The organism is Peptoniphilus grossensis, assembly GCF_001940285.1.
Classification (GTDB): domain Bacteria; phylum Bacillota; class Clostridia; order Tissierellales; family Peptoniphilaceae; genus Peptoniphilus_A; species Peptoniphilus_A faecalis.
The window spans coordinates 293,483-306,097 of record NZ_MJIH01000001.1; the positions used below are offsets into that span (position 1 = coordinate 293,483).

Here is a 12,615-nt window from a genome sequence, read left to right on the forward strand (position 1 = left end):
ATTATTTATACATGAGGAAATTTTATAGATAAAAACTATATTAAAAGAAATCCTAATATTTTCATGATAGAATTACATGCAAAGCTTAGGCTTAATAAAGAATATAAAAGACATCTCGGTTCATTATTTAGAGTTTTTAGAAAATTTGGATATTTTAAAGATATGGTTAAAAAGAAAAAATCTTGCATTATAAACCTTATGATGCTCCAAAAAATATTGGTGTAAAAGGGCAATGATTATTTGGATATTATACAAATAGATAAGGATTTTAATTTACTCATTTTTAGGAAACAAAAAAATACATCTCTTTGATATTTTATGTAATAAAATAGGCATGAAAATCATTTAATAAGACCTAGAAGGCAAAACATAATATTAAAGTCGAAAGAAGTCATAGAAATAATAATGAGAGATTTTATAAATATTTATATTTTTGATTTAAAATCAAGCGAAAGGTATTATATAAATCAAATAGATTACCAATGCAAACTCTAAATTTTTTAACTTTTAGGTAAAACAAAATCTATTATTGGCTAGCTCCCAATAATAGATTAGTATATAGGATATTTATTTTTATATTTTGATATTTTGATATTAATATCACATCATTCACAAATGTACAAAGATTTTTTATGAAAAGTAGTCTTCCTTGTGGCATCACTATACATTCTTACATATGTAGTAAAACTCCCTCCAATTTTCTATTAAAGAAATTCAAAGGGAGTTTTATTTTGTAATTAAGAACCGCTTATTATCTTACCAAAGAAGGATAAGAAAATTGGGTTGTAAATATCGTCAATTATTACTGCAAAGGAAGGATATAGTACCCAAGCAATATTATTGTATCCATAAGTATCCATTACTGCTTTTGTATTTGCTACTGCATTTGGACCAGAGCCACAACCCCATCCGCAGTTTCCTGCTGCCATAACTGCCGCTCCATAATTTCTACCAAACAAATTGTAAGAAATTAAAATTGCAAACAATGCCATAAGAACTGCTTGAGCTGCTAAAACTATTCCCATTTGTCCTAAATGGCTTAATAATTTAGTAATATCTATTGTCATAAGAACTAGCGCAAGATAAAGTTCAAGGAACATATGCTCGATAGCGCTAACTTCAGATACATAGGTGTCTCTTTTAAGCTTTTCAATAATATTTCTTGCAATAGCTCCAGCAAATAAACAACCTATAAACTTAGGCATCTCAATTTTTGGAATGCTGTCAAGCAAGAAATAAATTGGCATACCTAGAGCAGATATTAGTAAAACCATGGCAAAAGCCACAATCATTCTACTGTCAACTAAAGGTGCTACTTTATCGCTAAGTTCTGATTCTGGTTTATCATTTGGATCCGCTTTTAAATTATATTTGCTAATTAAAAATGCTGCTACAGGTCCACCAATTAATGAACCCATAATATTTCCCATTGTTCCAGCGGCAACCCCAATTTCTGTTACTCCATCAGGTGCTCCCCATTCAGCAAAAATTGGTCCAAAGGCAGATGCAGTTCCAACTCCACCTGACATAGCTGCAGATGAACATTGAAGTGCAAACAATGGATGCATGCCTATTGCCTTGCCAACTAGTACTCCAATAATGTCTTGCAAAGTTATCAATAAGCAAGCTGCAAAAGCAATATTAAAAATCAATTTTCTTCCTGCTTTTTTAAATAAAGATGCAGAAAATCCGTATCCAACTGTTAAAAAGAATATATTTTGTGCAAGATCCTTTGTAATTTTTGCATCAAAACTAAAGGAAATAATTCCTGATAATTTAATAATTGCAACAATAATAGAAAATATAAGTCCTGATACAACTGGTGCAGGAATTGCATATTTCTTTAAAGCAGATGAATGACTTACACACCATCTACCAGCAAAAATTACTAAAGCAGCAATACCTAATGTACAAAGGTATTCAAATTCAAAACTTGCAACTTCGCCATTTTTACCGGGAGTATAAGTTCCAAAATAACTAAGAACGTGTTCTAATGTCATACTAAAACCTCCAATAAAATTTTTATCATAATAAGCTTATAAAATTATAAAAATTATTATGATAAACTATGATATCACAATATTTTTCCTTTTTCTATCAATCTTTTTATAATATTTCTTCAAAAAATTAAAGAAAACCTTTTTATATATTATTGAAAGTTTATATAAAAATAAGAGATTCATAAATGAATCTCTCTTCTCTTCTTAACTTAATTAACATTCTTGAAGTTCTACGACTTTCATTTTAGAATTTTTCCAACTTGCGTTTTCGCCAAGGTCTTCCACTATTTTTATAAGTAATTCATCATCTTCCAATTCTTCTGAAAAGGGTTTTACTCTAGCTTCAGAATCATGAGGAATCCAATCTATCTCATAGCCAAGATCCTTATTTGTGATTACTCTGCTATTAAGATGTTTTAACTCTTCCTCGTCCTCTATCCTTATATATTTCCCATTTTTTCTAGTGTAGAAAAAAATATCTTGTCCATATTTTTCTCTATAATAAATCATGTAAGCCTCACAAGAAAATTGAAAACTTCCAAGTGGGCTAATGTCAAAAATTACTTTTTTCATTACCTCACCTTGGAAGTATTATATCACAATTATAAAATTTTATATACAATTTAAAGATTTTTGTAAATTTTTTATCAAATATGACGCACTATTGAAGAAATAACTTCTTCCCTCGTAATTTCTCTTTTTGGATCAAAATTATTCTTTTCATCTAAATTTAAATATCCACCATTTATAGCATTGTTAACATAATCTCTTGCGTAATTAGAAATCTTTTTGGCATCCTTAATTTTTAAATCTTTGCTCTTTTCTAGTTTAAATAAATTTGAAATTACAATGGCATAGTCTTCCCTTGTAATATGATCCCTTGGAGCAAATTTTTCTCTATTCTTTCCCTTCATTATGCCAAGGTCGTATGCCATATTCACGTATCTATTGTCAGTGTCTTTAAACTGTTTTACTGAACCTTGAGCGCTTCTTTTGTACTTAATTTCATAAGCCTTGACAGCAATTTCGGCAAATTCTTCACGTGTAATTTTTTCTCTTGTATTTTTTGCAACTTCTTTAGAGAAAAGTTTTAATTCTTCTGCTTTTAATAAATCATTGTAAGCCCAGTTGCTGTAATTTCTAAAAATTGGAGCCTTTCCAAGATGTAATTCATCTGTAAAATTTGACTTGCCATCATTTTTGGCAAACCTAAGTCTAAAAGTGTATCCTGTTGATGGTCCAACTAATGAATCCAATTCTCTTTGAGCAAGAGAAATATATTTTTTGTTGTTTTTTACAAATACATTTTTTGTAATCTTAGATTTTACGTCATTGCCTTCGCTTTTTACTTCAATTTCAATTATGTCCTTGTCTTTTGCATTTTTTATTTCAAAATTATATACTTCACTTTCTTTAACTGCACTGACATTAAGGGGCATTGCAACTTCCTTTGATGCAAAAACACTTATTGGCATTGCAATTAAAATTATAATCAATATAAATATTTTTTTCATTTTTCACCTCAAGTTCTTATAATAACAAATATTAAGGTGAAAATCTTTGAAAATTAAACTTTGTAATCAATTTGTAATCTTTTTGGTATCAAGCTAAAGTGATTAAATTCCTAATATTTTAATTAAATTTATTTTCTCACTGTTATCCTTTTTTTCTTCTTGGATTTTTATTTTCATTTCCTCTGAAACTTTTTTCTTCACATCTTCAGGAAGATTTTTGTCTGCAAAGGGATAGACTGTGTTATTTTCCTTAGTAGCATGGCTCCTCAAAAGTTCAACATAAGCCATGGCATTTGTAAGTATATGAAGTTTTGTAAGATCTGACTTAGATTTTTCAAATAAATTTAAATTATTTTCAAGTTCCATTACATATCCTCTTGCCATTTGATGCTCTACAAGCATTCCGCCACGCACAACTTTTTCTGCAACTGGTCCAAGATTTTCTAACATTGCCTTAAATAAAATATCTTCTTCTTTTTTGTGATGCCTTCCATCTGCGTATTTTCTTATATAAATTATTGCATTTTTAAAAAATTCCTTGTCCACGTTTCCGTTTAATATTTCAAGGCATTTTTCTTCCATTCTATCACAAAAAATTAAAATTTCTTTATGCTCATCTTCTAGATAATTAATTGTTTCTTTTAAAGTATTCATTTAATCACTTCCTAAGTATATAATTTTCATCTATCTTTTCAAATTTTATATTGGAGGATTTTAAACTCCCCTCAATAAAATTGTCGCGAAGTATCCAATAATTTTTTGGATCAACATAATTCTTCCAAATACTTTCATGAACATCTTTTTCTACAGTAAATACAAGTTCATCTTTATCATTTTTTAAAATTGCAAGTGCATGATCACAAGGCATTCCATCCAAAAATTTCGAAGTTATAAAATTAAAAGCCTCAAGAGGGGTTTTCCCTCCATTATAATTTTTGCCAATTTCAAAAAATTTATTTTTTATTTTTTCTAAATCAAAATTTTTTAATAAAATTGAAACTGCCTTTGCAAGTCTATTTTCACTTCTCACAACCCTTTTGTCAAGCCAAGCGTGAATATTACTTGTGTCGATTATATCTTCAAGTTCTCCTCTTTCAATTGGAAATTCTCTATCTAAATCTTTTTTTAACTTAGCACTTTCATCCTTATCCAAAAATTTTAATAAACTTTCTAAAATATCTTCTTGGAAAATGATTTTTTCGTACATAATGTAGTGAATGCGTCCTAAAAATAAACTCATCTTATCCCTCATTTCTCATGAAATAATATCATTATAATCAAAAAAATAATGTGATAAAAGTCACAAGTAAAAATATTATTGCATTAATAATAAATTACTAAAAAATTTTTGCTAAAATATATTATAAATCCACTATGTGAAATTTTAAATCAAGAGAAAAAAAGAAGCAATACATCAGTATAGCTTCTCATTTTTCTTTAAAAATATTAAATTATCCTCTTAATTCTTGTCTATTTTCATTAAGCATTTTAATTATTTCTGATAAATTAACTTGTGTATTTTCAAGAAGTTCATCTGCATAATCTCTCGCACCTTCTCTAATTTGAGTAGATTCTTCTTTTGCAGATTTTAAAATTTCTGATGCTCTCTCATTAGCTTGTCTTACAAGTTCATTTTCGTCAATAATCTTTTCTGAGTGAGCTCTTGCTGCTGCAATTATTTTTTCCGCTTCGTCATGTGCTCCATTAATTATTTCGTCTTTGTCCTTTGCAATTTTTTGTGCTTCAGAAATTTCTCCTGGAATTTGCATTTTTACTTCGTTTACAATTTCCAAAAATTCATCTCTATCAACCATTACCTTATTAGTAAGCGGTATTTGTGATGATGTTTCTACAAGATCTTCCAGTTCTTCAACTAAATCAATTAAATTCATATCTTCCTCCTAAGTAATTTTTTCTTCATAGCTTCTCCTACAACAGGAGGCACGAATAAATCTGTATCTCCGTCAAAGGTTGAAACCTCTTTAGCAAGCGTTGAGCTCACAAATAAATTTTCATTTGATGCCAATAAAAAAACAGTTTCGACGCCGTCTTTGTAATGCATATTTGCCATAGCAAGTGTATATTCATTAAAATAATCAGAAGCTGATCTAAGTCCTCTTACTATCACTTTACAATTTTTTTTCTTTGCATAGTCAACTAGAAGTCCATCAAAAGAATCTATCTCCACTCCCTCTACACCCTTTAGTACTTTGTGAAGAAGCTCTTTTCTCTCTTCAACTGTGAATAATTCTTTTTTTGAAGTGTTGTCAAGAACTGCGACAATTACCTCTCCAAAAATATCCTTTGCTCTCTTTATAATATCTAAATGTCCATTAGTTACTGGGTCAAAGCTACCCGCATATATTGCCTTCATCTATATCCCATCCGCATATGGAAATTGATGTATTTCCATATTCTTTATTTTTCATTTCCACAAAACCCTCTCCAATTAAAAGTGGAATATCAGAATTATATTCCACAATTAATTGTCCTTCTGGTTTTAATAATCTCTTTTCTCTAATTAGTTTAAAGGCTTTTTTGTATAAATCACGCCTATCAAAGGGTGGATCCATATAAATATAATCAAACCTTATATCTAAACTTCTAAGGGCTTTATTCAAGTGATCTTCAATTATAACCGCATAATCTAAAAATTTTGCCTTATCTAAATTATATTTTACACAATCTATTGCTTCCTTTGATTTATCAACGAAATAAGCTTTTTTTGCCCCTCTCGAAATAAATTCAATTCCATTTGCACCACTACCACAGAATAAATCTAGGATAATATCGTCAAAAAAATTTTGTCCCAAGATATTGAAAACTGATTCCTTTACTCTGTCTTCTGTTGGTCTCGTATCAAAGCCCTCTGGTGCCTTTAATTTAAGTCCTCGTCTATTTCCTGAAATTATTCTCATAAAGCCTCCAAATTAGTTTTATTTTACCATAAGTCAAGAGAGAATAAAAGATATTAGTTCAAATCTGAGTAAAAATCAGCTATTTCTCTATTTAAATAAAAATATTTTTTGCTCTCTAAATTTGGATCTTCTTCCAAAATATTTTTCACATCCTCTGTTGCATATTTTAAAATTATTTCATCTCTAAAGGGATCTGCAAGTCTTAAATTTGGCATACCTGATTGTCTAGTTCCTAATATATCTCCAAAACCACGAAGTTCTAAATCTTTATTCGCAATATAAAATCCATCATTTGAGTCCGTCATAATTTTCATTCTCTCCCAAGAAACTTCACTCTTAGAAAGGTTGTAAAGTATACAATAGGATTGATATTCCCCTCTTCCTACTCTCCCGCGAAGTTGGTGTAGAGTTGAAAGTCCAAAACGCTCTGCATTATAAATCATAATTACACTTGCATTTGGCACATTTACTCCAACTTCAACAACAGTTGTAGATACAAGTAAATTTATTTTGTTCTCTGCAAATTGAGTCATAATTTTATTCTTTTCATCTGCTTTCATCTTTCCATGGAGAAGTCCAAGGCTATATCCAGAAAAAAAACTCTTTAACTCGTCATAAACTTTTTCGACTGCCTGCAAATTTTCGTAATCTTCATTTTCTTCGATTAAAGAACAAATTACATAAGCTTGTCTATTTTTCGAAAGCTCAGATTTAATAAAATTAAGAGCTTTATCTAGCATATTTTCATTTATTGCAATAGTCTTAATCGGTTTTCTGCCCAATGGCATAGTCTTTATGATAGAAATATCTAAATCTGCGTAGAGAACTAAACTTAAGCTTCTCGGTATTGGCGTCGCTGACATTACAATTGTTGCTGCCTTCTTATTTTTATTTTGAAGCATATTTCTTTGCAATACACCAAAACGATGTTGTTCGTCAATTACATTTACTCCCAATTTTCTGAAAATTACATTTTCTTCTATGAGAGCGTGAGTTCCTATTAATATATCAATGGAACCCATTTCCAAATTGTCTAGGATGTCTCTTTTTGCACTTTTTGTAGTTGAACCTATTAACAGTGCTATCTTTACTCCAAGAGGTTCTAAAAGCTCTACAAAAGATTTAAAATGTTGCTTTGCCAAAATTTCTGTTGGCGCCATAATAGAGGATTGATAGCCATTTAAGTACGCAAGATACATTATTATAATTGCAATAATTGTTTTACCGCTTCCAACATCACCCTGGATAAGTCTATTTATTGATTTCCCCTTTTTCATGTCAGAAAAAATTTCATCGACTACATTTTGTTGTCCCTTAGTTAATTTAAAGGGAAGATCCTTTATAAAATTAAAAACTTTATCTTTAATTTCAAATTTTATAGCATCTCTTCTTTCATTTTGAAATTTATTTTTTAAAATAGAAAGTTCAAATAAAAATAATTCTTCATAAATTAATCTCTCACGAGCTTGAATGTAATTTTTTCTGCTACTAGGATAGTGAATGCTTTTTATGGCGTGATTTTTATTTATTAGAGAGTACTTTCTCAAAATTTCCTCTGGCAAGTTTTCTTCAAATAAATTTAAGTTTATTATTTGGCTTATTGCATTTTCGAAGGCAAAATTGTTTAGCCCTTCAGTTAAATTATAAATTGGGGAAATCTTACCAAGTTTTTTTAAATTATGTATATCTTCAATTTCAGGACTACTTATGCTAATCCTTCCCCTAAAAAATTCAGCCTTTCCATATACTAAATATTCACTTCCAATTTTTATTTTAGAATTTAAGTAAAAGGCATTAAAAAAAGATAGCTCCGCCTCTCCACTTCCATCTTCCGCTAGAAAACTAGTCAGAGTAAGACCCTTTCTTATTCTTCTATTTTGAAGTTTTGATATAATTCTCACCTTAAAAGTGTTCTTTTCGCCTATTATTGCATTTGAAATCCTTACAATTTTTGAACTATCCTCATATCTTCTTGGATAATATAATAAAAGATCCTCTAGTGAATAAATCCCAAGCTTGTGGAAAAGTTTCTCCTTCTTTGGTCCAATTCCCTTTAAATTTTTTATAGAATCACTTAACTTAACCATAATTCTCCTACTACAAAAGCCCAAAGAAAAACTTCGGGCTTAAATCTAAATTAATTCTTATTCTAATGAAATGATGTAATAATAAATAGGCTGATCTCCCTTTATAACATCTATATCAATATCTGGATATTTTTCTTCGATAGCTTCACGAACTTTTTCAGCATCTTCTTCACTTACATCTTCTCCGTAAAAAACAGTTAATAGAGAAATTTCTTCGTTCATGAGTTTATCTACAGTATCAATTGCAACATCAAATACAGTTTTTCCACTTGAGATGATTTCCTTTGATGCAATCCCAATAATATCATTTTTGTGAATTTCTTTTCCACCAATAGTTGTATCTCTCACTGCATAAGTTACAGAGGCATCTATTACATTTTCTATTGCTTTCATCATACTTTCTTTATTTTCTTCTTTATCTGCATCTTCGTTAAAAGCAAGTATTGCTGCAATGCCTTGTGGTACAGATTTTGATGGAATTACAATAATTTCTCTTTCAGAAATGTCCCTAGCTTGCTCTGCTGATAAAATAATATTGCTATTATTTGGAATTAAATAGACGACCTTTCCGCCAACTTTATCCACGCCCTTCAAAAGATCTTCTGTTGATGGATTCATAGTCTGTCCACCAGCTACAACATAATCAACTCCAAGAGATTTAAAGGTTTCAGTCATGCCACTGCCCATGGATACAGTTATAAAAGAATAATCCTTTTCTTCAATAATTTCTCCCTCTTCTTCTTTCTTTTTAGCTTCAGCAACTTCACTGTCATCAAAAAGAACTTCTCTATGTTGATATCTCATATTATCAATTTTAATATCTTGAAGAAGACCAAGTTCGCAAGCATGTTGTAAAACAACACCTGGATCATTTGTGTGGACATGAACTTTAATAATATGGGTTCCGCCGCCCCCAACAACTAATAAACAGTCTCCTAGAGGAGCAATTTTCTCTCTAAAAGAATCTATATCTTCGTAATCAGTATTTATAATAAATTCTGTACAATATCCATATTTAAGAGATTTGTCGGCTTCAGTAAATTGAATTTCCTTTTGTGCTTTTTTCTTTAAAGTCTCATCTTCGCTCTGATCAGCAATATCCTCGCCCTTTAAAACTTTAAGTGCACCTTCAAGCAACACAACTAAACCCTTACCGCCTGCGTCAACTACTCCAGCTTCCTTTAAAACTTTAAGTAAATTTGGAGTATTGTCGAGGGATTTATTTGCTTCAACAATTACATCTTCCAAAAACTTTATTGGATCTTCAGCTTTTTTATGATGCCTAATGGCAAAATCAGCAGTTTCTCTGCCCACTGTTAAAATCGTACCTTCAATTGGCTTCATAACAGCTTTATAAGTTGTTTCACTTGCCCTTTTAAAAGCATGTGCTATATCAGAAATTCCCGCTTCATTAATTCCATCTAATCCTTCAGAAAAACCTCTTAAAAGTTGAGAGAGGATTACTCCGCTATTGCCTCTTGCTCCCATAAGTGCACCACGTGCCGCAGCAGCAGAAACATCTCCTACTGAAAAATCTCCCTCCAAACTATCAATTTGTTTTAAGGCAGATTTTGATGTAAGGCTCATATTTGTGCCTGTATCTCCATCAGGAACAGGGAACACATTAAGAGCATTGACCTCTTCCTTTCTGGATATTAGATAATTTACAGCACCTTTAAAAATTTTTTTTAATAAAGGGCCATTAATTTTTTTTATTTCCAAAACCTTACCTCCACTATTTAAGTCTAATTCCTTCTACCAAGACTTCGATATTATCAACTTCAAGTCCTGTCAAGTTCTCAATATTAAACTTAACTCTTTCTATAATATTCTCACCGACAGTAGAAATTTTTACTCCATATTCTAAAATAACATGAAGTTCAATACTAATTTCATTTTCTTCAGTGTTTACAACAATTCCCTTTGATAGATTTTCAAATCTCAATAGTTCAAAAATTCCATCTGCGGCATTTTTTGATGCCATTCCAACAATTCCATAGCTTTCCATTGCTGATATCCCAGCTATGTTTGCAATTACGCTATCTTCTATTACAATATTTCCAAGTTTTCTATTTATAATTGCCGGCATGAGGGCACCTCCTTATCTTTTTTATTATAACAGAGAATTTATAAAAGATTAACAGAATTTATAAAATTCCCTTGTAAAAATTCTTAACTGTCAAGACATATGTTACACTTTTTATTTTCATAAATACATTGTATCAAAAAAACGAGAATTTTTAATCTCCTCGCCTTTTATTTAATCAAATACATTTCCGTCAAAAAATTGTCTTCTTTTTTTATAAAATCTCTTTTATACAATTCATCTAATCTATTTTTAAATTCATCATAGGATAAATTCTCTCCAGATTTTTTATTATAATTAACTAAAGCTATATTTAAACTTATTGCGTCAATTGGTAGTAAATCCTTTATGTCATTAAAAAATTTTTCGAAAGTTTCATTTTCATAACTTTCTAACTCATCAAAAGGATTTTCCGTGTGAGGTGAAACTGTATTTGCAGCTCTAATCCTAACAAAAGATGTACGTCCTTTTTTTGCAGAGGAAATAAACACATCTCCTGAACTTAAATAAGGAAGTCTTTTTGTCTCGTCAATGGAAAGATCTGTTTCCTCTTTAATTGTGTCAATATCAGAAGCTCTTACAGTCCTAAAAATCAGCTTTGTATTTAGTTGTGCAGTGATTGTTTCATCTAATAGTGTCGGCCTTTGAGTTGCAAGAATTAAAAAGACTCCGTACTTTCTCCCCTCTTGAGAAATTTCACGCAAAATACTTTTTGATGGTGTGTCAAAGCCCTTTGGAGCAAAATTATGTGCCTCATCAGTAATAATTACAAAGGGTGGAAAATAATCTGCTTTTACATTGTTTCTGTAAAGTTCATCCCTATATTCCTTTCTTAAATAATATAATTTAGCCAAAAGATAAGTTGAAAATACATTTATAATTCTTGTCGATCCTTGAAGTACAACTAATTTTCTCCTCTTTAATAAATCTAAAAGCTCGTCAATATTGTGGGAGAAAATCCCTTCGTTTTGAAGATTTATAAGCCTCCACAAAACCCCACGAACGCTCATTGAATTGCAAGTTTTGTCATATCTTTCGTATATATCCAATACTTCTTCAAATCTATTCTTTCTAGTTATGTCTGGTTCTGCTGCAATTTCCGATAATATTTTATCTTTTGACCCGATCTCTTGTCCTTCCAAAAGCATATCCAATTTATTTTTAAAGGATTCAAAGCTAGATCCCTTTGTTAGCATTATGTCGATTACATTTTTCATGGAATCTGTAAGCGGTGATGCGGCGTTTAAAAGATTCTTTAGGTCTCGTTTTTGTAACTCTTGAAATTTTATTCCCGTTTGCAATCCTATTTCAAGGCATTTAAATTTGTCACTATAATTCTTATTAGAAATTTCAGAATTATTTGAAAAATCCATTTCGTAATGAGGATCCATTACAATTGCAGGTACTCCTATTTCCATTAATTCTTCTAATATAACTCTAAGCCCAAAAGACTTACCACTTCCAGATCCTCCAAATACTCCTATGTGAGGATATTGGTGCATGGATTTATAATCAAATAAATAAGGAAGTTCTCTTTGTTTTAAATATTCCTTGTTTTCAAAGGTACTAAAAAGATTTTTATAAACATCATCCATACCCTTTGCAATGTTGTCGGTATTTTTAATTGAGCCGAGAATTAAAGAATTATTTGGCATTGTATCTATTAATAAATTTTTAATTTCATAAAATTCTGGTGTTCTCAAATCACTTCCAGTAAGCGGTGGATAAAGTAATTCTTCAAAAAATCTTAGTTTTGCTACATAAACTGTTTCTTCCCCAACATCGTAACCCATGGAATCAAGAGATGATAATACATCATTGTCTACAAAATCCCCTCCAATATCAAGAGGAATAAATCTGTTAAAAGTTTTTGAATCAACAACTTCTCCAATAATATCGCCTTGAACTGGATCTTCAACTATTAAAAATTCATTGTTTCGAAAGTTTTTTTCCTTTGAACCAATATATACTTCCCTTGTAGTAGTAACTCCAAGTACTTTCATTTTTCCT

12 protein-coding genes are annotated in these 12,615 nt (G+C 30.3%); all 12 read right to left on the reverse strand.

The window, feature by feature from the left end; all coding sequences use genetic code 11:
• Positions 1–737: 737 nt before the first annotated feature.
• Complete coding sequence (locus BIV18_RS01445) at positions 738–2,000, reverse strand: sodium/glutamate symporter (protein WP_075658960.1); 1,263 nt, start codon at positions 1,998–2,000, stop codon at positions 738–740.
• Between the two features lie 213 nt (positions 2,001–2,213).
• On the reverse strand, positions 2,214–2,573 hold the full coding sequence (locus tag BIV18_RS01450) for a hypothetical protein (protein WP_075658961.1): 360 nt from the start codon (positions 2,571–2,573) through the stop codon (positions 2,214–2,216).
• 74 nt (positions 2,574–2,647) lie between these two features.
• Entirely contained in the window at positions 2,648–3,514 is an 867-nt protein-coding gene (locus BIV18_RS01455; RefSeq protein ID WP_075658962.1) for an S-layer homology domain-containing protein, read from the reverse strand.
• A gap of 102 nt (positions 3,515–3,616) precedes the next feature.
• Positions 3,617–4,168: a hemerythrin domain-containing protein gene (locus tag BIV18_RS01460; RefSeq protein WP_075658963.1), complete on the reverse strand. Its 552-nt coding sequence runs from the start codon at positions 4,166–4,168 to the stop codon at positions 3,617–3,619.
• 4 nt (positions 4,169–4,172) lie between these two features.
• The gene (locus tag BIV18_RS01465; RefSeq protein WP_075658964.1) at positions 4,173–4,754 is read right to left on the reverse strand and encodes a hypothetical protein; all 582 of its coding nucleotides are present in this window, start codon (positions 4,752–4,754) and stop codon (positions 4,173–4,175) included.
• Positions 4,755–4,965: 211 nt separating this feature from the next.
• Positions 4,966–5,406 (reverse strand): ATP synthase subunit B family protein, encoded by a 441-nt coding sequence (locus BIV18_RS01470; protein WP_075658965.1) that lies wholly within the window; start codon positions 5,404–5,406, stop codon positions 4,966–4,968.
• Positions 5,403–5,888: a pantetheine-phosphate adenylyltransferase gene (coaD, locus tag BIV18_RS01475; protein WP_075658966.1), complete on the reverse strand. Its 486-nt coding sequence runs from the start codon at positions 5,886–5,888 to the stop codon at positions 5,403–5,405. The genes BIV18_RS01470 and coaD overlap by 4 nt, the downstream gene beginning before the upstream one ends.
• Entirely contained in the window at positions 5,866–6,432 is a 567-nt protein-coding gene (rsmD, locus tag BIV18_RS01480; protein WP_075658967.1) for a 16S rRNA (guanine(966)-N(2))-methyltransferase RsmD, read from the reverse strand. Before rsmD ends, coaD begins: the two co-directional genes overlap by 23 nt.
• Before the next feature lie 53 nt (positions 6,433–6,485).
• Positions 6,486–8,519: an ATP-dependent DNA helicase RecG gene (gene recG / locus BIV18_RS01485; protein WP_075658968.1), complete on the reverse strand. Its 2,034-nt coding sequence runs from the start codon at positions 8,517–8,519 to the stop codon at positions 6,486–6,488.
• Between the two features lie 57 nt (positions 8,520–8,576).
• Positions 8,577–10,241 carry a fatty acid kinase ATP-binding subunit FakA gene (locus tag BIV18_RS01490; RefSeq protein ID WP_075658969.1) on the reverse strand — a complete coding sequence of 555 codons (1,665 nt, stop codon included), beginning with the start codon at positions 10,239–10,241 and terminating at the stop codon, positions 8,577–8,579.
• A gap of 13 nt (positions 10,242–10,254) precedes the next feature.
• Complete coding sequence (locus tag BIV18_RS01495) at positions 10,255–10,608, reverse strand: Asp23/Gls24 family envelope stress response protein (RefSeq protein WP_075658970.1); 354 nt, start codon at positions 10,606–10,608, stop codon at positions 10,255–10,257.
• 167 nt (positions 10,609–10,775) lie between these two features.
• On the reverse strand, positions 10,776–12,608 hold the full coding sequence (locus BIV18_RS01500) for an ATP-binding protein (protein ID WP_075658971.1): 1,833 nt from the start codon (positions 12,606–12,608) through the stop codon (positions 10,776–10,778).
• Positions 12,609–12,615: the final 7 nt, after the last annotated feature.